This is a genomic window from Flavobacterium jejuense (assembly GCF_006491595.2).
GTDB lineage: Bacteria > Bacteroidota > Bacteroidia > Flavobacteriales > Flavobacteriaceae > Flavobacterium > Flavobacterium jejuense.
Window position 1 is genome coordinate 12,928 of sequence record NZ_VEVQ02000003.1, and the last position, 25,891, is coordinate 38,818.

Sequence of the window (25,891 nt, forward strand, 5' to 3'; positions counted from 1 at the left end):
TAATTTTACAACATAAAAACTAAGCCAATAAATTATGAAACTAAAATTATTAGCATTCCTTACACTTTTTTTTCATTTTACATTGGGACAAACTCAAGAACCTTGGCACAATCATAAAAACTACAAAGAGGAAATAATTAAAAGTATTAAAGAAAATTCTGAATTTAATTATAATAATAGCATTATTAGCCCACAAAAAAATAATACAAGTAGTTTACCTGTTACTAAATCTAGTAATTTCCAATTTATCAACGGAATTAATATTGCTTGGGTCAATTATGGTAGAGATATTGGTAAAGAAAGTAACGGTACTGAATATCATCCTGACCTAACTACTTTTTCAAACATTATGGATCAAGTAGTAAATGCTGGTGGTGACGTAATTCGATGGTGGTATCATACTAATGGGTCTACAAATCCCGTTTTTGATACTAATAATGATTTTGTTGCACCAAATCCTACTTTTTTTGCTACAGATTTAATTGCCATTTTAGATTTAGCAGCTTCTAAAGGTTTAAAAATACAAATTTGTTTGTGGTCATTTGATATGTTGAAAGGAAGTCAATGGAATGTAAATTCCTCTAGAAATAAAAAAATCATTACTCAAGATGCTTATTTACAGGCTTATTTAAACAATGCTTTGCTTCCTTTGGTAAATACAGTTGGTAATCATTCCGGTTTATATGCATGGGAAATTTTTAACGAACCTGAGGGAATGACGCTACAATATGCTTCTGGTTGGCCCGATTTTACTGATAGGGTAACAATGACTAACATTCAATGGATGATAAACAAGACTACTGCTGCTATAAAAACAGCTCAACCGAATGTAAAAGTTACCAATGGAGCTCTTGGTTTCATAACTGCTATAGATAATAGTTCTAATGGATTTATCAATGAATATACGGATCAAAAGTTAATTGCTGCTGGTGGACAAACGAATGGTACTTTAGATTATTATAATTTACACTATTATAATTGGGCTGGAACCAATGGTTCTCCTTTTCACAATGATTATAGTGCAATGAATTTAGATAAACCTACTGTTATTGCCGAATATTATCCAATTGACACTTTTGGTGTTACGGCTTCTAATCTAGGGACTACTTTACTACAAAGAGGCTGGGATGGTTCTTTAGTTTGGTCATGGACTGACAAACCTTGGAATGAAATAGAGCCAGTTCTTTTAAATTTATCTAGCTTTCTTTCCATTAGCTCTTTTGCTAATCAAAATGAGTTAAATTTATACCCAAATCCTGTAAAAGATAGAATTACCATTACTGGATTAGTTACTAACACTACGATTGAAATTTATGATTTAATGGGTAAAAAAATCTTAACTAAAACTGCAAGTCTAAACCATGATAGTATTGATTTATCTTATCTGTCAAAAGGAATTTATGTATTGTTTTTAAAAAATGATTCACAAACGAGAGGAATAAAAATTAGCAAAGAATAAAAGTTCGTTACTGTTTATTAACCCTGTTTTCTTAAAAAGAACTGTCACAAAATTGATGGTTCTTTTTTTTTGAAAAACTACTATCTATTCATTCAAAACCCTATTTACTTGAATAATTCTAGAGGCAAAATAAGGTTCTTTACTTGATGAAATCATTACACCAGAAGAGGTTGAAGCATGAATAAACTTAATTTCGTCTTCATTTACTTCTGTAATCATACCTACATGAGAAATACGATTTTTTCTTCCAGTAGCAAAGAAAATTAAATCTCCTTTTTGAGATTCTTTCATTTTAATTTTTTCACCATAGTTTGCTTGTGCAGAAGAGGTTCTTGGCAAACTTAAATCGATTTCTTTAAAAGTAGTACACATTAAACCAGAACAATCAAAACCTTTTGGAGTTGTTCCTCCATATTTATATTTGATTCCAATATATTGCGAAGCCTTTTCCACTAAAAAGTCTGCTTTTGAATTAAAATCATTAGACATTTTTTCTACCATTTCTTCCTCATCATAAGAAAGACTTGTAGTATCTTGTTCTGTTGAATTATGAGCAACAACAACTTGTTGGTCTTTTTTAATAATCAATTGGTAACCTACTGGAAAATCAGAAGGTAGATTTGGATTTAAAGTTTCTAATTCATGAATACTTATTCCGTATTGTTTAGAAACACCATATTTTGTTTCTTTACGTTTAATTATGTGAAGTACTGTGAATATAGAATCTTTGTTTATTAATTCATTATCAATCTCATTTTGTTGATTCTCATCCTCTTTATTATTCGCAACAATTTCAACAGTTTGTGTTTTTTCAGTTGCAACTACTTCCTGTGCATTCGGTTTTTGAATATTTAAACGAGTTCCTTTTTTTAGTTTATTGGGTTTGATAGTTGGGTTTAAGGATTCTAAATCTGTAATACTCAATCCATATATTTTTGAAATACTATAAAACGATTCTCCTTTTTTAACTTTATGAAATTGAGGTTTTTCAGTTGTAGCTAGTGTTTTATTTTCCTCTTGTGTTGGTAGTGATAAAACTGCATTTATTTGTAACGTTTTCCCTTTAATTTTGGGGTTTAATTGGTAAATCGTTTCAACTGAAGTATTGTATTTTCTAGCAATGGCATAAATTGTTTCCCCTGCTACTACTTTGTGTTCCAATGTATTTTGCCCAAAAGCAAACGTATTTATCAATACTAAAAGAAAGGTTATTAACTTAATTTTATTCATTCTCAACATTCTATACACTATATTTTGTCTCTAAAAGTTAGAAACAAATATAAACAATATTTATTTTAATCTGTTTTTAGTAGAACTTAACTCTAGTTAAATAAAATGTAATTTATCAAAACCACTCTATATTTACTATTATCTATAGCTTAAAAGGGACTAATTACAATTTAAAAAACTAATTCTTTCTATTTTTTGATATACTTTTTTATTATAAAATAAAGTTTCTCTTTATCAATTGGTTTAGAAATAAAGTCGTTAAAACCTGTATTATTTATCTTATCTATTTCCTCAGGGAACGAGTAGGACGTTTGAGCTATAATTGGAATATTTTTATTAAACTCTCTTATTTTTGCAAATGCTTCATGACCATCAACACTTGGCATTTTAATATCCATCAAAATTAAATCGATTTCTTTATTATTTTTACAAATAGCTACAGCTTCTTGTCCGTTTTTTGCTCTAATTACTTTAAAATTTAATAAATTCAATAACTTTTCAATTAATAAGAAATTGATATTATCGTCTTCGGCTACTAAAATAATTTCTTCCTCACCCAACTCTGTCTCATTAAAAATTTCCTTAGCGACTTCATTTGCCTCATTGTCAAATTGAAAAGGAATTGAAAAGGTGAATGTAGAGCCTACACCTAACTCAGATTTTAAAGAGATAGTGCCTCCTAACATTTCAATGTAAGCCTTTGAAATAGCCAAACCTAAGCCTAAGCCTTTGTTATCTCTATCTGAAATAAAATCGACTTTATTAAACCTTGAAAAGATTTTCTCTTGCAAATCATCTGGAATTCCTTTACCGGAATCTTTTACCGAAAAATGAATTATACTATTCTTTAAATCTAAATGATAGTCTAGAACAATAAAACCTTCATCTGTAAACTTAATAGCATTGGTCAACAAATTAGTAATTACTTGGCTTAACTTGACGACATCTGTAATTACATTACGTTTGGAAATCCTCTTAGGACCAATTAGTTTGAAATCTATATTCTTATAAGATGGAACCGTTACTTTGATAGATTCGAAAGTAGCATGAATCATATTGTTCAAATCAATACTACTGTACTTAGGCTCAATTAAATCGGAATCTATTTTTGACATTTCTACCAAATCATCAATGATATCAATTAAGTTTCTCCCACTTATTTGAATGATTTTTAAATATTCATCCTTTTCTGTATCATTTAAGTTCTTTTTTAGTAACAAATCCGAAAAGCCCATAATAGCGTTCATGGGTGTTCTAATTTCGTGAGATAAATTCATTAAAAAAGCTGATTTCAATTTATCACTCTCTTCTGCCTTTTTTTTTGTTTTCTCTAATTGTATTTTTTGATTGTAATTTTGTTCAAAAAGTTTTCCAATATGTCTAAATTCTCCCCTTATACTTTTTAGCGAATCAATTGCTGACATATTTCCTTTTTCTAGAACTTCTTTAATTAATCTTATAGGTTTTTGTGCCCATTTTTTTGCATAATAAAGAAAAATTAATATTGATATACAAAAAGCAACTAACATTATATATAAAATGTTTCTTGTATTTGTAAAATCTACTTTTGCTTCTCTTTCAAAAAATAAAGAGGCTATTTTCTCTCCTTTTATATTTTTTAAGTCTTTAATGTAATAAATACTCTTTTTACTAATTTTCTTTTCAGGGTCATAAAATACTACAGATGCACTACTTACATTATGAATGTTTAAAAAATATTTTTCGTCTAATAATTTTGCTATAAAAAAATAGCCTTGAGGTGCCGTTTTGTTCTTAAAAGGATCTATTGAAGAATGAATAGTTGCTCCATAAACAGCTACAATTCCTTCTGGAATTTTGGTGTAAAATTTTATTAATTTTTCATTCTTTAATTTCGGAAAAACTTCTTTAGGAATAAAATTTTTAGAATTTATTTTTGTAGTGGAAGCTTTAGATACAAATTCTTCTTCCATCGTGTAAACGTCTATGTAATCTACCTTATAAGAATCAATTAAATATACCACAGAATTATCAAACCATTCTATATCCTTTGTTTGCACAAAATCTACTAAATCATCCCAATAAGTAATTTCATTGATTAATGAAATATAAGAATCTGAATTTAAATCTATTAATCCATTAATTTCTCTTTCAAGACCTGATGAGGAAGTAGTATAAAACTCTTTCTCTTGTTTTTGATTATAATAAAATAAGGAAGCAAAAAGAAGAAGAAAACCAATAGACACAATTAATAATACAAAAACTACTTTTGAATAAGTGGTAACCCTTAGGTTTTTTCTAGCAGCAGTAAATGACATATTAAGGATTTAATTTAATAAACTTAGTTAAAAAATTAAATATTACAAAAATAAAAAACTAATTAATTACAAATAACGAAACTATTAAAGAGTAATCAATCCGTTATTCCTAATAATTTGTAATGGTTTTGAATGCCAAAATAATTCAAAATCTTCAAAATTTTCTTCAAATTCTTTTTTAAGTTGTCCTAGTGTTAGGTTAGCTATATTTTTGACATCTATTTTATCTAAAATTGCATAAAACCATTCTCCTTTTTCTTTATCAAGAGTAATTTCAAATGAATGTATTTTATCATGAAAAATCATTTGTACCATTTCCCAAGAATTTCCCTTTTTAGATTTTGTAAACGTTTTAATTATTGGACTTGTTCCTAACCAAACCACTTTTGCATTTGATTTTAATGAGAAATCTTGTTCTTTTTCTAAACAGTTTGAAATATACTTAGCAGCAATTTTAGTTTTAGGAACTTTAAAATCAAACCAGTCTTGTAAATCATAGTCAAAACAAATCCCATGCATATAATTGAATAATGATTTCTTTAATCCGAAACTAAATTTATCATGATTAATACCCGTTTTATCTTTGAAAACAATATCATTATTTGCAAAAGTCACTTCATTCTGTTGTGGAATAACTCCAAAAGCATCTGGATCTAGTCCAACAGGACTATGTGCTGTCATGGCAAATTGATGCCAAAAACCGGATTGTAAAACTCCTAATTCAAACAATTGACGTACCATTTCTAAACTATCAATAGTTTCTTGAATCGTTTGTGTAGGATAACCGTACATCAAATACGCATGAACCATTATCCCCGATTCAGTAAAATTGCGGGTTACTTGAGCTACTTGTTCTACTGTAACTCCTTTTTTAATTAATTCTAAAAGTCGATCAGAAGCTACTTCTAAACCACCAGAAACGGCAATACAACCAGAAGCTTTTAATACAACACATAGATCAGCAGTGAAACTCTTTTCAAAACGGATATTGGTCCACCAACTCACCACTAAATCTCTTCTTAAGATTTCCAAAGCTACTTCACGCATCAAAGCAGGTGGAGCAGCTTCATCTACAAAATGAAATCCAGTTTCTCCTGTTTGAGCGATGAGTTCTTCCATTCTATCAACCAATAGTTTTGCAGCAACTGGTTCGTACAATTTTATGTAATCCAATGAGATATCGCAAAACGTACATTTTCCCCAATAACAACCATGAGCCATAGTTAGTTTATTCCATCTACCATCACTCCATAAACTATGCATTGGATTCGCAATTTCAATTACTAAAATGTAATTATCTAATTGCAAATCAGAATAATTTGGAGTCCCAACTTCACTTTGCTTATAATCTTTTTTTAAAGTATTGTTTTTATAGACTACTTTGTTGTTTTCTAAGAGAAAAGTACGCTTGAACTCTTTCTCAACACCGCTCGAAATGACAAAATTATATAAAAGCTCAACAGGGAGTTCTCCATCATCGAGTGTAATGAAATCAAAGAATTCGAAGACGCGTTTGTCTTTTAAATCTCTTAATTCGGTATTAGGAAAACCACCACCCATTGCGATTTTTATGTCTGAATAGTTGGCTTTAATAAATTGGGCACAACGAAAGGCACTGTATAAATTTCCTGGAAAAGGAACTGAAAATAATACTAATTTTGGTTGGACCTCTTCTACTCTATGCTTTAGAATGTTTAAAGTAATAGTATCAATGTAAGTTGGTTTATTTTGTAATTCAGCATACAAATCATCAAAGGAGTTTGCACTTCTACCTAAACGTTCTGCGTATCTACTAAAACCAAAATTAGCATCAACACAGGCAACAATAAAATCAGATATATCTTCTAAATATAACGTAGCTAAATGTTTGGCTTTGTCTTGCATTCCCATAGATCCAAAAGCATATCCTAAAGCATCTGGGTCTTCATTAAATAAATCGAAACGAGAAGCTTCAGGTAGAAAATTTCCGCTACATATTTGACGAGCTAAAGAAGGATTTTTTCCTTGTAAGAAAGCAATAACGGCATCAATTGTTTTAATATACTCGTTTTGAAGCGTGAAGATACGCTGTATGTTGTCGGTTTTGGGTTGTTTGTTTTGGGTTGAAAAAATAGCAGTTAAGCCATGTTTGGAAAACAATTCTAGTATTACTTCTATTCCTAAATCCATTTGGAAGGCTGTAATATCTTTGGTATTTAAAAAACCTTTTATATAGGCTGTTGCTGGATACGGAGTATTCAGTTGGGTAAAAGGTGGAGTGATTAATAGAATGTCTTTCATTATAATTTAAAATGAGGACAAAATTACTCCATCTCTTTTAGAATATTATGTATTTGTTGAATTTTATCTATTGGTAAGGCATTTATTTTATTAATGAGTTCGTTGTCAATTTGTTTTTTAGTTAGTGTGTGGAGCGCATGATCTTTAGGAATGGTATCATTTGCGTCAGGTCTGAAATCTAAAATGTCGTTTGGAGTACAATTAAAATCCCTGCAAAATTTTTCTAGACGTTCTAGATTTATTTCCTGTACTCTATTATTTGATAGTTTCGTTGCGTATCCTGATGAGTACCCGTTTTTGGTTAGATAACTAAAGGGTCTAGCGATTCCTTTTAGTTTAAAAATGCGTGCAAAATTGAAATAGATCATGATTTTTTATTTCAAAAATACTAAAAAAGTAATAAGATGTAGAAATAAAGTCTCAATTAGTATTAATGTAGTCATAAGAACACACTATAAAATCGTAAGTAATATTTATTCAGTCGTAAGAATATTATATAAAATAATAAGTAGTATTCATTTAGTCGTAAGAATACGCTATAAAGTCGTAAGTAGTATTTATTTAATCGTATAGATACTCTATAAAGTCACAAGAAGCATTAATAAAATAATAAGTATTAATAACTAAATCACAAGATGTATGAAATAATTAGCGAGATCTCTAAAGTACTTAATTGTCTTTTAATTTCTTCTTGCTGTTATTATGGCATTATTGAGCTATTATTTATTAGAAATAGTTTTAAAATAATGCATTGGTAAAACTACTTCTATATTTAAATACTATTTTTGCCGGATTATTTTAAAGTTTAATATATGAAGCCATTTTATGTTTTATTTTTATTGGTTAGCAATTTAACCGTTTTCTCACAAAAGCAAACTAGTTCTATTGGTTTTATTGAAAACAAAGGACAGATTGTTGACCAAAAAGGGAAAGAGAATAGAAACGTAAAATATCTATTAAACACTAACGGACTAAATGTTCAGTTGAGAGCTACTGGTTTTTCTTATGATGTTTATGAGACAGAGCGCATACCATTAACAAAAAAGGATAGAGAATTTAATGGGGCTAACCCAAATTTTGATACTGGAATAAAAACTCCTGATTACTCTCTAAAATATAATTTTCATAGAATTGATATTGATTTTTTGAATTCTAATAAAAATGGTAAGTTCGTTTTAGATGAAAAATCTTCAGATTATGATAATTATTACAATGTAGCTCATGCTCCTAATGGGATAACGAATGTTCATAAATATCAAAAAGTAACGTATCAAAACATTTATAGTAATATTGATGTCGTTTTCTTCATTCCAAAAGATAGTACAAAAGTGGTGGAATATAATTTTATTGTTAAACCTGGAGGAAAAATATCTGATATTCAGTTAAAATTTAATGGTGGAAAAACGGAATTGGTTGATAACAAAATAAAGATGAACCTTCGTTTTGGACAAATGGAAGAAACGTTGCCTTTGAGCTGGGTTGAAAATGATAATTTAAAAGAAGAAATTGCGATAAGTTATAAAAAAATTAAGAAGAATGTTTATGGTTTTGAAGGGGAAGTAAATCATTCTAGTAAGGTGATTGTTATTGATCCTGTTCCTGTGCGATTGTGGGGGACTTATTATGGAGGGGCTGGTTCAGAATTTCCTAATGAAATTACATCCGATGTTAATAATAACATATATATTTCAGGATCAACAACAAGTTTAAATAATATTGCAACAGCAGGTACACATTTATCTTCAATTCAAAACTCAGCTGGTTTTATTGCTAAATTTGATACTAATGGAGTTAGAATATGGGGCACTTATTATTTTGCAAATGTTATTAGACTTAAAGTAGACAATAATTTTAATGTCTATTCAACTGGAAATGTATTGAATCAATTAAACCTTGGAACACCAGGTTCGCATCAACCTACAAAAAACAATTATAATGATGCATACTTAATAAAACTTAATAGTGCTGGAATTCGTGAATGGGCAACGTATTATGGAGGTGAAAATAATGAAAATGGCTCTGATATAGCATTTGACAATTCAAATAATGTTTATTTATGTGGAGGAACTAATAGCAATACAAATATTTCAACTCCAAACTCACATCAAGAAACAAGAAATTCCTCAAATCAAAATTATGATGGTTTCATAGTAAAATTTAATGAGAATGGTGTTCGTCAATGGGGCACATATCTTGGTGGAGATCAGCCAGATGGACTATTCAATTGCTTTGTAAATGACGATAATTTTCTATATATAACCGGAGTAAGTTCTAGTAGCAATAACATAAGTACAACTAATTCATATCAACCAAATAAAATAGGCACTACTGATGCTATTATTCAAAAATTTGATTTAAATGGGTCAAGAATTTGGGGAACATATCTTGGTGGTGAAGGTTCAGAAAATTTTTCATTCAAAGGTGATTTAGTAAATAATTTTATCTACCTAATTGGTGCAACAACTAGTCAAACAAATATAGCTACTTCAGGAGTATTTCTTGAAACTTTCCAATCAGTTCCAAATAGTTCTGAATCGTATGCAATTATAAAATTTGATATCCTAAATCAAGTAAAAGTTTGGGGAACTTATGTTAATGATCGTGCTGGACAATTATCTGTCAGCAATTTAAACGAAGTGTTTTTTACAGGTGAAGCTCATTCAAACTCTGTAATAGTATCAACACCTAACTCATATATGCCAATAAAAAATGCATATCATAATGTTTTTTTAATTAAACTTAATGAAAATGGGCAAAGAGTTTGGGGTACTTATTACTCAGGAGATAAAGCAACTCAAAATTCTAGAATAGAATTAGACAATCAAAATAATATATATTTATACGGAAATTCTAATAGCAATGTAATAGGTATTGCAACTCCTAATGCTCATCAAACAACTCAAGGATCAATGCCTGAGCAAGATAATTTCATCGTTAAATTTCGAGACTGTCAATCAGTAACTGTTGCAAATTCCAACTCTCCTATATGCATAGGAGGTAACCTTGAATTAACCGCTTCTGGTGGTACAAATTATTCATGGACAGGACCAAACGGATTTACATCAACTGACCAAAACCCAATTATTCCTAATGCAACTGCTATAAATAATGGTCAATATTCTTGTACTATTACAGGAACCGGTGGTTGCGATGACACTGTTACAGTAGATGTAATTGTAGGTGATAGTGAAGCTCCAATTCCTACGATTACAAATTTACAGACTCTTACTGGAGATTGTAATACAACTATTGCTATTCCAACAGCTAATGATAATTGTGCTGGAATAATTAATGCGACCACTACAAATCCTCTTACTTATACAACTGCTGGAAACTATGTAATTACTTGGATATATGACGATGGCAATGGGAATAGTAGCAACCAAACACAATCCATAATAATCACAGCTACACCTGTTCCAGTAACAAATCAAAATTTTTATTTCTGTCCTGGACAAAGTCTTACTATAAACGACATTCAAATTACAGGACAAAATATTATTTGGTACAATGCTCAAACTGGTGGAACTACTTTACCAACTTCTACTCTATTACAAAATGGAGTTACTTATTATGCAAGTCAGACTATCAATGGATGTGAGAGTGATCGTGTTCCTGTAACTGTTACTATTCAAAATATATTAGCACCTACGGGTAATAACAATCAAAGTTTTTGCAGTACTGCTAATGCCACTTTAAATGAGATTGTTCTTACTGGAACTTCTATAACTTGGTATGATAGCTTAAATGGAAATGTAATTTTACCCAATAACACAATGTTAATAGATGGAACTACTTATTATGCCACACAAACGATTAACAGTTGTGAGAGTATCGCAAGGTTTTCAGTAACTATTAGTTTAATCAATACTTTAAATGCTATTGATTATTCGGAATCTTTGTGTGATGATTTAAATAATGGTTTTGAAAGTATTAATCTTACTTCTTACAATTCTAATTTAATTACTTCAATAGGAAATACATTTAGCTATTACAATTCGTTGAATGGAGCAGAAAACGAAATTACTTCTGATGAAATCACAAATCCAACGAATTATAATCTAACTATTGGCAATCATATCATTTATGTTAGAATTGATTCTCCAAGTACTTGTCATCAAGTGGTTACTTTAGATTTTACACTTTACAGTAAACCTTTTTTAACTATTAATGATATTATGCCTATTTGTGAAGGCAGTTACATTACTATTTTTGCTGGAAATGGATATGATAATTACCTTTGGTCAACAGGAGAAATAACTCCTTCTATTACTGTTTTTCAACCTGGAAATTATTCAGTAAATGTTTCAGAAAATCATGGTAATCTGACTTGTTCTACATCTAAAAATTTTACCGTTGTTAATTCGAATATTGGAACTATTTCTCAAATTATTTCTTCTGATTGGACGGATAATGAAAATACGATTAGTGTTTTATTACAATCTAATAGTGAAGGTAATTACGAATATTCTTTAGATGGTATTACTTACCAAGATAATCCTGTTTTCAATGGATTACCAAATGGTGAATATACTGTTTATGTGAATGATAAAAATGGTTGTGGTGAAGTAAAAGAGGAAGTATACCTACTAATGTATCCAAAGTTTTTCACTCCAAATGGTGATGGTTATAATGATTTTTGGAAGATTAAGTTTTCTGAAAACGAACCTAATTTGAGTATTAAAATCTTTGACCGTTATGGGAAATTTCTAAAACAATTTGGATCCAATTCACAAGGTTGGGATGGTACTTATTTAGGCCAACAAGCTTTTTCAACAGATTATTGGTTTACCGTCACACGAGAAAATGGAAAAGAATACAAAGGTCATTTTACTTTAAAACGATAAAATTACAAATAGAAATCTACAAAAAAGAGAGACTGCCTTTTCAGGTAGTCTCTCTTTTTGTATCTTGTAGACTTTATTTTTAGCCTAATTTGCTAAAAAAGATTCCAGAGTACACCACTTAAAAGGCTTTAATTGCTCTTACGGACTTAAGATCGGTTTTTGCTCTTCCACCTGTACCGCCAGACATATAGACTGTTTGAGCGTGTCCATCAGTAGTTTGTCCTCCTTCACGTGAAGTCCAATATTCTCCAACTAAATTGCTACCTCCCATCGTTGTAGCAGTGGCATTGATTACGTCTTTGCTACCTTGCATAAGTTGAAGTTCAACTATGTTAGGTAAGTACCAATTACCATATACTAGACCTAGACTAGTACTATAGGTATAGTATCTTGAACATAACTTTGCAGCGTAATTAGCATCGTAGTCCCCTCTTTGAGATGCAATAATTAGCATGGTATTCGCATATCCCCCACCAATTCCATAGAATTGCGCTCCAGTCATTTCGTTGCTAGTAATCTGCCATGGAGCACCAGTACTTTGGTCTTCAATGGCACATAGTAAGCCATGTTGACCACTTTCATCAACGTAAAACACAATACCTCCTTGCAATTGATCCCCTATTGCATACGTAGTGTAGTTTCCAACACTTTCAGCAGTTTTAGCATGTAAAGCATAAGGCACACTCATTAATTGACTCGTACCAGTAATGGTATAATTTGTGCCACCATCAGGGTCAGTCTCCGTTTTTATAAAAAAGGTATCACTTCCCCAATTAATAGTACTAAATACTCCAGATACATTGGTTCCAGAGCCAATCTCTATACTAATTAAACCATTATTGTTAGTTGTAGGATTTTGTGTTTCTACATATACTGCTGTACCAGTAGTAGAACCTTTAAGAATACTTATTTGCACACCTACAGATTGATTTGTTATTAAAGCATTACTGGCATCTCTAATGACTGCTTGATAGCTCATTTTTTCTGGTGCTTGTGCCAATGCAATTGTATTAAGCAATAATACAGCGATAAGAGTAATTATTTTTTTCATATTTTTTATTTTTTGATAATTTTGAAAGTTTTGATAATGGTGTTGTTTTGAGTTACAGTAAGCATGTAAATCGCTTTTTGATATGCTGCCATAGGAATAGTAGTACTTTGATTTGAAATTGTACTACTTTTAATCACTCTGCCATTAAAATCAATAAGTTGATAGGACATATCCGAAAGTACGTCGTTTTCTTCAATTGTTAAATTTAAAACGTCTGTAGTTGGATTTGGGTAAGCCAACATTTTTAATTGAATTGAAAACAAGTCGGTTCCTAATACCTCTTGAATTTCAAAAGGCTGTTGCACACCTTGTGCTACTGAACCATTTGTACCAGTACTAGTGGTGTAAAATGGTTGCCCTACTGAATAAGCAACACTTCCTTGTGCAGCAGAAGCATCTCCTCCTGAGCTAACGGTTCCATTTTGAGCATTTACAATGGAAAGTCCTAAACTAAAGAGCAAGGCAACATAATACTTGGATTTTTTTTGATCCATAATTTTAGTTTTTTTGGTTAGACATTAATTTATTATTTAAAAAAGACGTGTTGTAAAAACTAACCTGTCTAATTAAAAAAAAAGAATCAATATTAATTATAACAGTAATTAATTCTCATCAAAGATATTTAAAAACTGATGGGATAAATAAAAAAATGGAATAAGAAGGTAAATTTTAGGAACAAGAGTATCAAACTTTCTCTTAAGCACATGACAAAAATCACGTTTCATTGACATTCAAAAAAAAATTAAGATTAATTAATTTACAAAAAGAATCGACATTTCGTACATTATAGAATTATTACTATATCATTTTTAAAATGAAGAATACCAGTCTCGAAGGTAAAAAACACAGTACTTATTTCAGTTTTTATTAACTCACTTAAACAAAAAAAGAGGCAACTTTATTGTAAAAGTTAAACCTCTCTTCTATATATTTTATTCTTTCGTAGATAATAAGAACCTTATTAAAATGTCGACTTACTCTACAAGTAACCTTCTTTTTACACCATTAATAGACAAAAAATAAGTGCCCGATTCTAAAAACTCGATAGGAATAATCTCAACTTCAGCTTTCGCTTTTATTTGAACTCTATTTTTTCCTTTATTATCTGTTATCATAATCACATCGTCCACTTTTACTCCTTGGAGAGTTACTAAATCACTAGCAGGATTTGGATACATTTTAATGTCATTAACAATAGTAACTTTATCTGAATTTTTCTTATTCCTATTTTCAGATTTTAGTATAGGAACAAGCGTTTTTTCTGAAGTGTTTGAAGTTATTTCAAATTTATTATCATCCATCGAAACCGACTGTTGAGCCATCGAGAAAGATGTCACAACTAGGGCCATAATAAGGCCTAATTTAACTTTTTTCATAATCTTTTTTTTATAGTTATTGTTTGTACTTGCAAAAGTATCTTTTTTCATAACGCAACAATTTGCCCATTTATTTTTTTATTAAGAAAATTTGTTAATAAGTTTAACTTTTCTTTAATAAATCATTAAAAAAAGTATATTTCTTTTACATTTACAACAAAAAAAGAAGAAGTACAAGGTTCTTATTTAAAAGCAATAATTTTAAATTTAACAACAAAATAAGTTCACTTCCATGCAATTAAATCATTTTCATCATAGCTATCCAACAAATTAAAACTAAAAAAAAGGACGCTTTTTAGCACCCTTTCTTCTTCTTGTTTTTCTTGGATCTCTTCTCCTTTTTCTTTTTGGGTTTTAAAAGTTCTAGTTTTCCTTTAATTCTTGCTTTAGTCTCATCCAAATAATAATTATACTCATTATTCACAACGGTTAACTTCATTTCTTTTAAAAGTTCTTTTACCTCTTTGAATGCTCTCTTAGCTTCAAAAAGTTGGATCTTCTTCATTAAAACATCGGCTTTGTTGATTCCTTTTACGGTTAGAGCAAAATCGATTAACTTTTCTGCTTCTTCAAAATCTTCATTGGCTAACAAAGTTTGAATATAGTAAGGATACACTTCGATAGCATTGATGTTGATTCCTAATGCTTGCTCGAAATAATTTTTTGCTTCTTCATAATTGAATAATTGCTCGGCTTGTATTCTTGCATACAAACATAAAGCTGTAACATTCTTATCATCATACGATAAAGCATAATCTAAGGATTCTATGGTTTCTTCCAAACAATATGGATAGTTATCCATGGCTTGAAACAAGTATTTATCTATTGACTTCATATGTCTAGTAATTAGTAATTAGTTACTATTTCGTAATTCATTTTTATATTTTAATCGTTCTTTTTTGTAGCTTTTATCTACTTTTTGTTTTTTAAAATCAGAACCTTGAAACACTCTTATAGGATTGCCTCTTTCAATTTGCATTTGGTTGTTCCAAGTGTTTTGTTCTTGGTTTTTAAACTGATTCAAATTGTTTGCTTCAATCTTTTGTTTTAAGCGTTCGGTTGCTAACTTTTTGTTTTGGTGTTGCGAACGGGAATCCATAGCAACGACTGCGATTCCTGTTGGAACGTGAGTCGCTCTAATTGCCGAACTCACTTTATTCACATGTTGGCCACCAGCTCCTGAACTGCGCATGGCTTGGTATTGGACATCCTTTTCATGAAACTTAGTTTCGTTTGATTGTTTAATTTCAAAAATTCCGATGAACCAATTTTTACGTTGGTGAAATTTTCGAAACGTACTTTTTCCAATCCATTGAATAGTACCTAACCAAGACGTTACAAATTCGTTTGCTTTTTTGCCTTCTATTTGTATAATAGCTGTTTCTACGGTTCCGTTTTCGCTACCTGATTCTCTTTGCAAAACGGTTGCTTTTAATTGTAACTCGTTTGCTTCTTCCAACACTTTTTTAAGCACTTGAGCTACGACCCAAGTGCATTCTGCTGGTCCTCTTCCTGAGGTTATTTGTATGAGCCTATACTCCGAAGAGGGAGAAAATGACCCGTTTTTATTATTGTTCATAATTTTACTATTTTGGAATTTCTGAGAGTTCTTTTCTTCCTATTGGATTGACTCCTTTCTCTAAAAACTCTTTTGCTTTTTTTACTGCCCAACATTTATCACTTGAATGTATATTGGAATAAAAACTTAAAAGCATTGCTGGTGAAACGACAGTAAATCCATTACAGTTTTCTGTTTTTAAATCGGCTTTTTCGAAAAAATCTATGGTTACTCTAAACGGCTTTTCTCCATTTGGTTCCACTGTTTTTTCATATCTTCTAAAGTTTTCTTCACTATACAAATGATCGTATCTTGTCCATACTTTTTCAAAGTGATTTTCCAATAAAATTTCCATTACTTTTGAAACGTTATTTGGATGGACAAAAATGTCGATATCTTTATGATCGTGAGCGTGTTTGTATTCTTTGTGATTGGGTACACTCATGAAGTGCCAAGCCCAACCACCTGAAATAACTATGAAATCTTTAAGTAGTTCAAGAATTTTTAATCCTTCGTCTATTCTATTTTGATTCCATAGTTCTCCATATCTATTTTTATTATGTGGTGCTCCCATATATACATGTCGCTCCTCTGGAGCTAGTTTTTAGTTATAAACCTATCGCTCCTCTGGAGCTAGATTAATTTACTTTGCTATTTTATTACATGACAAAAATTCCAATGGTTTCCTATCTAGCCCCGATTGTAGAAAGTAGCTCCCGATTTCATCGGGACTACTTCGTAAAGCGGGAAAATGGTTGGCTGAAAATGCCCAAGCCATTCGCTCCTAGAAAAACAATTCTCCTTTTTATTATCTATCCATTCGCACTATTTTTGGAGTAAACGTACCTAAAACCTCTACTAATTCGGTTTGCAAAGCCATTACTTTATTGATGTCTTTGTAAGCCATAGGTGCTTCATCGATGCCTCCTCCTATCAACGTTACTTCATTATCTGCCAAGACTTTTTTAATCTGACTTTGCGTGAAACTAGTCTTACACTTGGCTCTCGAAAACAAACGTCCAGCACCATGAGAAGCGGAATTGAGACTTTCTTCGTTGCCTTTTCCCATCACGATAAATCCTGGAGCCGTCATAGAACCTGGAATGATTCCCAAAACACCTTTTTGTGCTGGTGTCGCTCCTTTTCTATGCACAATACATTCTTTGCCGTCCACTTGTTCTTTCCAAGCAAAATTGTGGTGATTTTCTATAGTAACCACTACTCTTTTCCCTAATGCTTTAGCAATTCTGCGGTGAATGTCATCGTGACAAGCCTTTGCGTAATCTCCTGCTAAGTTCATTGCCAACCAGTATTCTTGTCCGTCATGAGTGTTCAAGTCGAGCCATGCTAGATGTTGGACATTCTTAGGCAACGGACATTGTTTGGTTGCCAAATACGTGTAATGTTTCGCAATATTAGCCCCTAAACCTCTTGAACCACTGTGTGATAACACTGCTAAATATTCTTTTGGTTCTAGTTTCCATTCTGGTAACGGGTTATCTAATTTTACGATACCAAATTCCACAAAGTGATTCCCTCCTCCTGACGAACCTAATTGTTTGTAGGCTTTGTCTTTTAGTCTTTTCAACAAAGGAATGTCATCAAACTCGTTGCGATAAAAGACCTCGTGATCGGCTTTTATTTTGTGCGTTTCGGTCATACCAAATTTAGTATTGTCTTTTAAAATCGCTTGCAACTGATGGTCCTTTCCTTTTAAAAAAGAAGCTGGTAAATCGAAAATGGACAAGCTCATTCTACAGCCGATATCTACTCCAACTCCGTAAGGAATCACTGCATTTTCAGTGGCTAAAACTCCTCCAATTGGCAAACCGTAACCCGAATGTGCGTCAGGCATTAAAGCTCCTTTGACTGCGACTGGTAGTTTTAAAGAATCATACAATTGAAACTTGGCTTGTTCGTCGATTTCGTTTTCTCCAAAAATTGAAAAGGGTGCTCTTGTGTTTCGTAATTGGTTGAATTTCACTTGAACTGGATTGACTAATCCTTCTGCTACTTTTCCCCAAGTACCGTGCATTTTAAAATTTTCTGGATGCAACAAAACTTCTTTGGCTTCGTTTAAAATGCTTTCCTTTTTTTCTCTTTTTCTATATCTATTAATTTGCCCTAAAGCAATATTGATTGAATTGTTCTTTGGGAAACCCAATTTGATTAGGTCTTTCCCAGATAATTTATTTCCCATGAAATTTTTAATTATTGTATAACTGTTCCTTTTTCAAAATGAAATACATCACAATGAATTAGGTAAAATCAGCATCCTCTTAAAAAGACGATGTAAAAGTTCGTGTATCGGGAATTTCTGAAGGGTCTAGAATTAAAAAAGCCCGAATCTAATTAGCTTCGGGCTTTTTCATATATTCTTAACTGAATTTTCTATGAATGAAATAAGCCACGAAGAAAAGCATAACCAGTATCAACTGATGTGTTGCTTTGGAAGTATGAATTGTATAATGTCATTTTTTCTTCGTTTTTAAAATTGTTATTTTTTCTGAGCACAAATTTTTGTAATTATTTTTTACATTTCCAAATTTATTTTCAAAAAAATATTTTTTAATAGTATAAAACTATATTAAGTGAATGTTAAAGCGTTTACTCACTTGTTTTAATTTCTCTATTTTTACAAAAAATTTAACCTATGCCAACCGACTGTATCAGCTATCAAAATTCAGGATATTTTTCTAACTTAATGATTGATTATTTAAACGAAAAAGAGGAACTGAAACAACTGTACAATCGTTTTCCAAAGTTGGAGAATTTCAAAGCACAACTCACTGAAAAACAAGGTAATTTTCCTATTGAAAATAGAAAAATTTTAGTTACTACCTTAGAAAAACAATACGAGAATTTTGAGGTTTCTGAAACTACTTTAAACCACATTAAACTTTTAAATAACACAAACACTTTTACAATCACAACTGGTCACCAATTGAATTTATTTACGGGTCCGTTGTACTTTTTGTATAAGATTATTTCTACTATAAATTTGTGTAAAGCATTACAAAAAAAATATCCAGAAAATAACTTTGTACCTATTTATTGGATGGCTACTGAAGACCATGATTTTGAAGAAATCAATTATTTTAACTTAAATGGGAAGAAAATCCAATGGAAAAAAGACAGTTTTGGCCCTGTGGGACGATTGTCAACGGAAGGTTTAGAAGTTGTTTTTGAGGAATTTTCGAAAGCCATTGGAATTAGTGATAATGCTAACCATTTAAAAGAGTTGTTCCAAAAAGCCTATTTAGAGCATTCGAATTTGGCAGCTGCTACTCGTTATTTGGCAAACGAATTGTTTAAAAATGAAGGTTTGGTTATTGTAGATGGTGATGATAAAAGTTTGAAGCAACTATTTATTCCTTATGTAAAGGAAGAATTATTGCATCAAACGTCTAGTGAGGAAGTTTTAAAAACGAATGCACATTTAGCCGATTATAAAATTCAGGTCAATCCTAGAGAAATTAACTTGTTTTATATTGAAGATGATTTAAGAGAAAGAATCGTCTTTGAAAACAATCAATACAGTGTTTTGAATACCAAAATGACTTTTTCGGAAACAGAAATTCTTGCCGAATTAGAAAATCATCCAGAAAAGTTTAGTCCGAATGTGATTTTGAGACCTTTGTATCAAGAAGTGATTTTACCTAATTTATGTTATATTGGTGGTGGTGGTGAGTTGGCTTATTGGTTGGAACTCAAATCCAATTTTGAAACGAATAAGGTTACTTTCCCGATGCTTTTACTGCGTAATTCTGTTTTATTGGCCACAGAAAAACAAGCTCAAAAAGCAGATAAATTAGAGTTAAGTTGGGCTGATTTATTTAGTACTCAACATGATTTGGTAACCAATAAAACAAAAGCCTTATCTCAATTTACAATTGATTTTTCAGAGCAAAAATCCCATTTACGAGAACAATTTGTTGGTCTACGAGCAATGGCAAAGCAAACCGATAAATCCTTTATAGGAGCTGTAGAAGCACAAGAGAAAAAGCAATTAAAAGGTTTAGAAAACCTAGAAAAACGTTTATTAAAAGCTGAAAAAAGAGTTTTAGCAGAAAAACTAGAACGAATGACCGCTTTGCAAAATGAGTTGTTCCCTGGGAAAAGTTTACAAGAACGAAAAATTAATTTTGCTGTGTTTTATGCAGAATTTGGACCAACATTAATTGAGAAACTTTTGAAAGAGTTGAAACCTCTGGAACAGGAGTTTAGTGTGGTGGTTTTGTGATTTTTTATATTTTAGCTGAATATAATTTGGTCACATAATAGTAAAATACTAACCAAAAAAGGTTAGATTATTTTAGAATTAATGACTTAAATAAAAAAAGCAAACAGTAATAATCAGAAAATTGAAATTAATGAACCAATATATTTCGGATACAGAATTTGCCACCAAAGCATTAATTGAAATAATATATAGAGAAGAAATCCAACAAAATGAGCTATTTTTAAAGTATCGATCTTTGGAAAAAATCTTTGAAGATTTATTTCTAAAATTCACAATCGGAAATGAAAAAGATGATATTTATGGTTCTCAAATGAAACAGAAACTATTAAAAGTTGCTGAATTTAGTCGAGATAACAATTTAAATGACAAAAAAAATGAATTAACAAACATTGAAAATTCAATTATTGCAAAAAAGCAATCAATAAATTCTCTATCAATGAGTCTACTACAAATTGCAAAACAAGGTATTTCTGCATCATATGGAAATCTAAACGATTGTCCAAGCGGTAGGACATTAGGAACAGAAACATTAAAAAATATTATTTGGCAAGCTAGAAATCAATCTCTTCATTGTGAAGAAGGTAGTCCACATAATGCTGTAAAAAATTGTTTTCAAAATTTGCAAAATGATTTTGGTGAAAAATTTAATTTGTCGAATGACTATAAAGATAATAAAGCAAAAAATATTATTGATTTATTATGTTGGAATAAATATGAAAACTATAAAAGAGATCTAATATACCTAATTGGTTAAATTACTGCTACTAACAAATATTTTATTTATTAAGAAATTTCTGATTTTTATAGTAGTTTAGTTGAAAATCCTTTTTCTAATATTAATCAAATAAAAAAACAAAATTGTCAAATAAAATCACCCTTATTTTAGTCTTTTTATGTACTCAATTTATTTGTTCTCAAACAATAAGACCAGAAATTCAAAAATTAGTTGATGAAATTCAAAAAGAGAATATAATTACTTCAGAGTTTATTAATTATGAAGGTAGTAAATCTTTACAATTTGATCGTTGTTTTTTATTTGATTCTTTAGTTTCAAAAAAAGAGACTTTAGAATTAATTAAGCACAAATCATCAATAATTCGAAGCATTAGTTTTAAAAAATTATGCCAAATAGATTCTGAATTAGCGAAAAAATTTCTACAAAATAATCTTTATGATTATGAAACAATTAGAATTAAACAAGGATGTATTGTATCTTATATAAAAGTTAGTGATGATTTTATAAAGTCTTTTCTTTATTATTCTCCAAAAGAAAATTATGAAAGTAATAAAGAATTTTTTGAAAAATTAAAGACTCAAATATTACTAGATTCAAATTGTCACTTAGATTATAAGTCTTCATTAATAAGACATTTAGAGATAAATGAGAATAATTATGAATTAATTAGAAGACTAGCTATCGAAGGCAAAGAACCAGATGCAATAATTTTAATTGCTAAATACAAAAAACAAGAAGATAAATCTATCATAATTAATTGTTTTGGAGAAGAAGATATTGAATCGTATGCAATCCATGCAGTAAAATATTTTCCTGACAAAGATTTTTTTCCTTACTTAATAAAAGTATTTAAAAATGAATGGAAAGAACGATATTATTCATATCCAAAATGGAGAAATTTATATCAATCTTTAGCACAATATCCTGATGAAATTGAAACCCTAAACATATTTAATAAAACTATATCAGCTAGAAATAAATTTAGGAAAAGGACATTAGGTAAATACCTTTGGATTGCTACTACAAAATATCCAAATCCAAAATTTGAAATTTATAAATCTCAGATTAAAATTGAAGAAGATAAATATTTACTTCAAAGAGAAATGGAAATTGATTAAACTTTATTATATTGTTTTTTATGAAACAACAACTCTCACCTCTACTAACCGCAACCCAACTTTTAACTTTACACCAAACCTCATCTATCATCTTAATAGATGCCAGCAATGGTAAAAATGCGTATGACAATTATTTAGCAAATCATCTTCAAGGGGCTTTGTTTGTCGATTTGAATACGCAATTGGCAGACATAAAAGAAGACGTGGCTTTTGGTGGTCGTCATCCTTTGCCTACTCTAGAACAATTTTCAAAAGTACTTTCTGATTTAGGCATTTCTCCTCAAAGTCATGTGGTGGTTTATGATGATAAAAATGGAGCAAATGCTTCGGCTCGTTTTTGGTGGATGCTGAAAGCAGTTGGTTATGAAAAAGTACAAGTTTTAAATGGTGGAAAAAGTACTGCTGAAGCTGTTGGCTTTCCATTGGCACAAGGAATTGAAAAAGTGGAAAAAGTGGAACTTTATCCCATTACGAATTGGCAATTACCACAAGTTACTATAGATGAAGTAGAAAAAGCGACCACAAATACTGATGCAATTATAATTGATGTTCGAGAAACGGCTCGTTATAAAGGTCATGTAGAGCCTTTGGATTTAATTGCAGGTCATATTCCAAATACTGTGAATGTTCCTTTTTCGATTAATTTAGATGAAAACGGTTTGTTTTTGTCTCCTTCCCTATTAAAAGAAAAATACGAAACGGTTTTTCAAAATATTCCTGTTGAAAATCGGATTGTGCATTGCGGTTCTGGTGTTACGGCTTGTCATACCCTTTTAGCGATTGCTAGTGCTGGTTTGGAAATTCCAAAATTGTATGTCGGTTCGTGGAGTGAATGGTCGAGAAATGGGAAGGAAATTGTGACGGAGGAATAGGTTTTATGAATAAGGAAATACAACTAACTGATCTAATTAAATCATTGCAAGTTAAATCAACTTTTGCAAAGGAATGTTTATATTGTATTCAAAATAAAACGATTTTATTTAATGCTGGAATTAAAAAAGACAAAATTGAACTCGCTACCCTTTATAAATTAAGATTAAATTTTGCTAAACATAATGATTCATTTAAAGAAGATGAGATCTTATCTTGGAAAAAAGCGATTACAACTTTAGAAGCCTCAAAATCAGTAGCTTTATTTTTAAGTATAGTAACATCTGAAAGAAAAACTTATTTTATATTTTCTGATGTTTCGACAAAAACAGTAGAAGCTATTTATTTTTTAAACAATATTACTTCTATTGAAGAACAAGAAAAGAATAATGACCAAATAATTGAAAAAGGATATAGTGTAAGTACAATAAAATATTCTAAAGGAGAAGAAGTTAGAAGATGGTAATAGTCTAAAACACACTCATTATTCACTTTTATTAAATTTACTAAAAACGATACAGTAAAGTAAAATTACTATCTAACATAACAATTCACAAATAAACATCTAATTATCAATACAAAACAGGTAATTCTACCTGTATTTCTTATTCTTTTATGAGTTAATTTTGAATGGTAAAATTTTCAATAACAAACATTTAAAACCAAACATCATGAATGCAATCATTAAAAAAACAACATTTTTAGTACTAAGCTTATTACTTGTAAGCTGTGGTGACTCCAAAAAAGAGGAAGAACAAAATAAAGAAACTTCAACTTCAGAGATTGTTCAACCTGTAGAGACTGTCTTAACCCAAGAACAACAACAAGCATTAACTCCAGTGGAAGTAATCCAACGCTTAAAAGATGGAAATCTACGTTTTGTAACTAATGATAGAACCTCTCGAAATCATTCTGCTCAAATAAGAAATAGCATTACTAGTCAATTTCCAAAAGCTATTATCTTATCTTGTGTAGATAGTAGAGTGCCGATAGAAGATGTATTCGATCAAGGAATTGGAGATTTATTTGTTGCTAGAATTGCTGGTAATTTTGCTAATACTGACATCTTAGGTAGTATGGAATTTGCTTGCAATGTATCTGGGTCAAAAGTAATCTTAGTTTTGGGCCATGAACATTGTGGTGCTATTAGACATGCCATTATGGATACAAAGTTAGGAAATATCACTAGTATGCTTGCAAATATAAGACCTGCAGTTAATTTAGTTACTGATTTTGAAGGAGAAAGAGTTGCTACAAACCAAAAATTTGTACATGAAGTGTGTATTAGCAATATTAAAAACACTATCAACTACATTAGAGACAATAGTGTTATTTTAAAACGTATGGAAAAGAGTGCTGATAGTTTAAAAATTATTGGAGCAGTTTATAATATGAGTACTGGTGAATTAGATTTTATGGAATAATTTAATAAAAATAATAAGGTTTAAAGTTTAATAGCTATTAAATATTGTACTCTATTGCCAATTTATAGAATATTAAAAAAAATAAAGGATACTTTTGTCCTTTATAAAAAAATTATATCTTTGCAGTATTAAATCAATAAGCTATGTTTTCTAAATCATGTGAATATGGATTGAGGGCAATAATTTATATTGCCCAACAAACCGAGCAGAATAATAAGGTAAGTTTAACTACTATATCTGAAGCTATTGATTCTCCACAAGCATTTACAGCTAAGATTTTGCAACAGCTTACAAAAAACAATGTTATTACGTCTATAAAAGGTCCTTATGGTGGTTTCATTATAGAAAAAGAGAAAATGAAAACTGTTACACTTGGTGAAGTTGTCAAGATTATAGATGGTGATTCTATTTATACAGGTTGTGGTTTGGGTTTGACACAATGCAATGCAAATTCTCCTTGCCCTCTCCATTTTAAATTTATAGCTATTAGAGAGCAGCTAAGAAAAATGCTTGAAAGTACTTCTTTAGAAATGCTAGTTAAAGATATGAATACTCAAAATTTCTGTTTAAAAAGATAATTTTTTAAAAAACAAATAAAAGATAAAAAGATCTTTTACTATTTTAATATGAAAACTAAATTAAAAATAACAATTGCTACCCTCTTTATTTGGATAGGTTTTGTTTGTGCAATTAGCTTCATGGAAGCTTGGTTAAAATTTAGAGCACCAAACATTACAACAGCTCTAGGCTTAGGAATTGGGCAACTTGTATTTGCCGCACTCAATAAGGTTGAATTATTCTTAAGTAGTAGTATTATAATTTTATTTCTACTCCAATTAAAAAATAGTAGAACAATCAATCTCTATTTTGGTATTGCTTATACAATTCTTTTATTACAAACCTTTTGGATATTACCTGAATTAAATGAAAGAGCTACCAAAATTATACAAGAAATTATAGTCCCAAAAAGTCAACTTCATTTTGTTTTCGTAACATTAGAAATCATAAAAGTAGTCTGCCTTTTTTTATTTGGTAAAAATCAATTTAAACAATTATAATAATGAAAAAAACGTCGCTTATAGAAAACTGTGTCTATAATGAATTAAAGCCTGTAATAACGGTACTCTTAGAAACAGAGTCTTCAAAAGAAATTAGAATTTTACTTCAAAAAGATCAAATAATGAAAGCACATAAAGCTCCTTTCCCTATTGTGATAGAACTGTTTGAGGGCGCAATTCAATTTGGTGTAGACACTACAAAACATCATTTAAAAAAAGGAGACATCATTTCGCTTGAAGCCAATGTAGCTCATGATTTAACTGGTATTGAAAATTCAATTATTCGATTAACATTACACAAAAAAGACACCGTAGAGCGTGTTAACAAAGTACTTTAAAAACTT

The 25,891-nt window shown here is 30.3% G+C and carries 22 protein-coding genes; 11 read left to right on the plus strand and 11 right to left on the minus strand.

The window, feature by feature from the left end:
• Positions 1 to 34 precede the first annotated feature (34 nt).
• The gene (locus FIA58_RS04955) at positions 35 to 1,459 is read left to right on the plus strand and encodes a T9SS type A sorting domain-containing protein (RefSeq protein WP_140960717.1); all 1,425 of its coding nucleotides are present in this window, start codon (positions 35 to 37) and stop codon (positions 1,457 to 1,459) included.
• Between the two features lie 84 nt (positions 1,460 to 1,543).
• Here the strand turns inward: FIA58_RS04955 and FIA58_RS04960 are convergent, their stop codons facing one another.
• The 4 genes from FIA58_RS04960 to FIA58_RS04975 all read right to left on the minus strand — a co-directional run bounded on the left by FIA58_RS04960 (position 1,544) and on the right by FIA58_RS04975 (position 7,634).
• Positions 1,544 to 2,689: a C40 family peptidase gene (locus tag FIA58_RS04960; RefSeq protein WP_165928853.1), complete on the minus strand. Its 1,146-nt coding sequence runs from the start codon at positions 2,687 to 2,689 to the stop codon at positions 1,544 to 1,546.
• A gap of 188 nt (positions 2,690 to 2,877) precedes the next feature.
• Positions 2,878 to 4,986, minus strand: a complete 2,109-nt coding sequence (locus FIA58_RS04965) for an ATP-binding protein (RefSeq protein WP_140960721.1) — start codon at positions 4,984 to 4,986, stop codon at positions 2,878 to 2,880.
• Positions 4,987 to 5,070: 84 nt separating this feature from the next.
• A complete protein-coding gene (locus FIA58_RS04970; RefSeq protein ID WP_140960723.1) occupies positions 5,071 to 7,266 on the minus strand; it encodes a B12-binding domain-containing radical SAM protein in 2,196 nt (731 codons plus the stop codon).
• Positions 7,267 to 7,289: 23 nt separating this feature from the next.
• Positions 7,290 to 7,634, minus strand: a complete 345-nt coding sequence (locus FIA58_RS04975) for a helix-turn-helix domain-containing protein (protein WP_140960725.1) — start codon at positions 7,632 to 7,634, stop codon at positions 7,290 to 7,292.
• Positions 7,635 to 8,078: 444 nt separating this feature from the next.
• On the opposite strand from FIA58_RS04975, the gene FIA58_RS04980 reads away from it, so the two are divergent.
• Positions 8,079 to 12,113: a DUF7948 domain-containing protein gene (locus tag FIA58_RS04980; RefSeq protein WP_140960727.1), complete on the plus strand. Its 4,035-nt coding sequence runs from the start codon at positions 8,079 to 8,081 to the stop codon at positions 12,111 to 12,113.
• 118 nt (positions 12,114 to 12,231) lie between these two features.
• Here the strand turns inward: FIA58_RS04980 and FIA58_RS21285 are convergent, their stop codons facing one another.
• The 7 genes from FIA58_RS21285 to FIA58_RS05015 all read right to left on the minus strand — a co-directional run bounded on the left by FIA58_RS21285 (position 12,232) and on the right by FIA58_RS05015 (position 18,298).
• Positions 12,232 to 13,164: a hypothetical protein gene (locus tag FIA58_RS21285; protein ID WP_208022759.1), complete on the minus strand. Its 933-nt coding sequence runs from the start codon at positions 13,162 to 13,164 to the stop codon at positions 12,232 to 12,234.
• Positions 13,165 to 13,169: 5 nt separating this feature from the next.
• Positions 13,170 to 13,658 carry a T9SS type A sorting domain-containing protein gene (locus FIA58_RS04990; protein WP_140960729.1) on the minus strand — a complete coding sequence of 163 codons (489 nt, stop codon included), beginning with the start codon at positions 13,656 to 13,658 and terminating at the stop codon, positions 13,170 to 13,172.
• A gap of 480 nt (positions 13,659 to 14,138) precedes the next feature.
• The gene (locus FIA58_RS04995) at positions 14,139 to 14,540 is read right to left on the minus strand and encodes a T9SS type A sorting domain-containing protein (RefSeq protein WP_165928854.1); all 402 of its coding nucleotides are present in this window, start codon (positions 14,538 to 14,540) and stop codon (positions 14,139 to 14,141) included.
• A gap of 295 nt (positions 14,541 to 14,835) precedes the next feature.
• Positions 14,836 to 15,375, minus strand: a complete 540-nt coding sequence (locus FIA58_RS05000; RefSeq protein WP_140960733.1) for a tetratricopeptide repeat protein — start codon at positions 15,373 to 15,375, stop codon at positions 14,836 to 14,838.
• Between the two features lie 18 nt (positions 15,376 to 15,393).
• The gene (prfH, locus tag FIA58_RS05005; RefSeq protein WP_140960735.1) at positions 15,394 to 16,119 is read right to left on the minus strand and encodes a peptide chain release factor H; all 726 of its coding nucleotides are present in this window, start codon (positions 16,117 to 16,119) and stop codon (positions 15,394 to 15,396) included.
• A 7-nt stretch (positions 16,120 to 16,126) separates the two neighbouring features.
• Positions 16,127 to 16,672: a nucleotidyltransferase family protein gene (locus FIA58_RS05010; protein ID WP_140960737.1), complete on the minus strand. Its 546-nt coding sequence runs from the start codon at positions 16,670 to 16,672 to the stop codon at positions 16,127 to 16,129.
• Between the two features lie 234 nt (positions 16,673 to 16,906).
• Positions 16,907 to 18,298, minus strand: a complete 1,392-nt coding sequence (locus FIA58_RS05015) for an RtcB family protein (RefSeq protein ID WP_140960739.1) — start codon at positions 18,296 to 18,298, stop codon at positions 16,907 to 16,909.
• A 453-nt stretch (positions 18,299 to 18,751) separates the two neighbouring features.
• On the opposite strand from FIA58_RS05015, the gene bshC reads away from it, so the two are divergent.
• The 9 genes from bshC to FIA58_RS05060 all read left to right on the plus strand — a co-directional run bounded on the left by bshC (position 18,752) and on the right by FIA58_RS05060 (position 25,885).
• Entirely contained in the window at positions 18,752 to 20,341 is a 1,590-nt protein-coding gene (gene bshC, locus FIA58_RS05020; protein WP_140960741.1) for a bacillithiol biosynthesis cysteine-adding enzyme BshC, read from the plus strand.
• 130 nt (positions 20,342 to 20,471) lie between these two features.
• On the plus strand, positions 20,472 to 21,095 hold the full coding sequence (locus tag FIA58_RS05025) for a hypothetical protein (RefSeq protein ID WP_140960743.1): 624 nt from the start codon (positions 20,472 to 20,474) through the stop codon (positions 21,093 to 21,095).
• A 104-nt stretch (positions 21,096 to 21,199) separates the two neighbouring features.
• Positions 21,200 to 22,195: a hypothetical protein gene (locus FIA58_RS05030; RefSeq protein WP_140960746.1), complete on the plus strand. Its 996-nt coding sequence runs from the start codon at positions 21,200 to 21,202 to the stop codon at positions 22,193 to 22,195.
• Positions 22,196 to 22,215: 20 nt separating this feature from the next.
• Positions 22,216 to 23,067 (plus strand): sulfurtransferase, encoded by an 852-nt coding sequence (locus FIA58_RS05035; protein ID WP_140960748.1) that lies wholly within the window; start codon positions 22,216 to 22,218, stop codon positions 23,065 to 23,067.
• Positions 23,028 to 23,531 carry a hypothetical protein gene (locus tag FIA58_RS05040; protein WP_140960750.1) on the plus strand — a complete coding sequence of 168 codons (504 nt, stop codon included), beginning with the start codon at positions 23,028 to 23,030 and terminating at the stop codon, positions 23,529 to 23,531. The genes FIA58_RS05035 and FIA58_RS05040 overlap by 40 nt, the downstream gene beginning before the upstream one ends.
• 205 nt (positions 23,532 to 23,736) lie before the next feature.
• Positions 23,737 to 24,489, plus strand: coding sequence for a carbonic anhydrase family protein (locus FIA58_RS05045; protein ID WP_140960752.1), 753 nt, complete (start codon positions 23,737 to 23,739; stop codon positions 24,487 to 24,489).
• 143 nt (positions 24,490 to 24,632) lie between these two features.
• Positions 24,633 to 25,067 carry an RrF2 family transcriptional regulator gene (locus FIA58_RS05050; RefSeq protein WP_140960754.1) on the plus strand — a complete coding sequence of 145 codons (435 nt, stop codon included), beginning with the start codon at positions 24,633 to 24,635 and terminating at the stop codon, positions 25,065 to 25,067.
• A 48-nt stretch (positions 25,068 to 25,115) separates the two neighbouring features.
• Complete coding sequence (locus FIA58_RS05055; protein WP_140960757.1) at positions 25,116 to 25,547, plus strand: hypothetical protein; 432 nt, start codon at positions 25,116 to 25,118, stop codon at positions 25,545 to 25,547.
• A 2-nt stretch (positions 25,548 to 25,549) separates the two neighbouring features.
• The gene (locus FIA58_RS05060; RefSeq protein ID WP_140960759.1) at positions 25,550 to 25,885 is read left to right on the plus strand and encodes a cupin domain-containing protein; all 336 of its coding nucleotides are present in this window, start codon (positions 25,550 to 25,552) and stop codon (positions 25,883 to 25,885) included.
• Positions 25,886 to 25,891 lie beyond the last annotated feature (6 nt).

Coding starts and splice junctions, on each gene's coding strand:
- FIA58_RS04955 (WP_140960717.1), top strand. CDS start 35: ATGAAACTAAAATTATTAGCATTCCTTACACTTTTTTTTCATTTTACA.
- FIA58_RS04960 (WP_165928853.1), bottom strand. CDS start 2,689: ATGAATAAAATTAAGTTAATAACCTTTCTTTTAGTATTGATAAATACG.
- FIA58_RS04965 (WP_140960721.1), bottom strand. CDS start 4,986: ATGTCATTTACTGCTGCTAGAAAAAACCTAAGGGTTACCACTTATTCA.
- FIA58_RS04970 (WP_140960723.1), bottom strand. CDS start 7,266: ATGAAAGACATTCTATTAATCACTCCACCTTTTACCCAACTGAATACT.
- FIA58_RS04975 (WP_140960725.1), bottom strand. CDS start 7,634: ATGATCTATTTCAATTTTGCACGCATTTTTAAACTAAAAGGAATCGCT.
- FIA58_RS04980 (WP_140960727.1), top strand. CDS start 8,079: ATGAAGCCATTTTATGTTTTATTTTTATTGGTTAGCAATTTAACCGTT.
- FIA58_RS21285 (WP_208022759.1), bottom strand. CDS start 13,164: ATGAAAAAAATAATTACTCTTATCGCTGTATTATTGCTTAATACAATT.
- FIA58_RS04990 (WP_140960729.1), bottom strand. CDS start 13,658: ATGGATCAAAAAAAATCCAAGTATTATGTTGCCTTGCTCTTTAGTTTA.
- FIA58_RS04995 (WP_165928854.1), bottom strand. CDS start 14,540: ATGAAAAAAGTTAAATTAGGCCTTATTATGGCCCTAGTTGTGACATCT.
- FIA58_RS05000 (WP_140960733.1), bottom strand. CDS start 15,375: ATGAAGTCAATAGATAAATACTTGTTTCAAGCCATGGATAACTATCCA.
- prfH (WP_140960735.1), bottom strand. CDS start 16,119: ATGAACAATAATAAAAACGGGTCATTTTCTCCCTCTTCGGAGTATAGG.
- FIA58_RS05010 (WP_140960737.1), bottom strand. CDS start 16,672: ATGGGAGCACCACATAATAAAAATAGATATGGAGAACTATGGAATCAA.
- FIA58_RS05015 (WP_140960739.1), bottom strand. CDS start 18,298: ATGGGAAATAAATTATCTGGGAAAGACCTAATCAAATTGGGTTTCCCA.
- bshC (WP_140960741.1), top strand. CDS start 18,752: ATGCCAACCGACTGTATCAGCTATCAAAATTCAGGATATTTTTCTAAC.
- FIA58_RS05025 (WP_140960743.1), top strand. CDS start 20,472: ATGAACCAATATATTTCGGATACAGAATTTGCCACCAAAGCATTAATT.
- FIA58_RS05035 (WP_140960748.1), top strand. CDS start 22,216: ATGAAACAACAACTCTCACCTCTACTAACCGCAACCCAACTTTTAACT.
- FIA58_RS05040 (WP_140960750.1), top strand. CDS start 23,028: ATGGTCGAGAAATGGGAAGGAAATTGTGACGGAGGAATAGGTTTTATG.
- FIA58_RS05045 (WP_140960752.1), top strand. CDS start 23,737: ATGAATGCAATCATTAAAAAAACAACATTTTTAGTACTAAGCTTATTA.
- FIA58_RS05050 (WP_140960754.1), top strand. CDS start 24,633: ATGTTTTCTAAATCATGTGAATATGGATTGAGGGCAATAATTTATATT.
- FIA58_RS05055 (WP_140960757.1), top strand. CDS start 25,116: ATGAAAACTAAATTAAAAATAACAATTGCTACCCTCTTTATTTGGATA.
- FIA58_RS05060 (WP_140960759.1), top strand. CDS start 25,550: ATGAAAAAAACGTCGCTTATAGAAAACTGTGTCTATAATGAATTAAAG.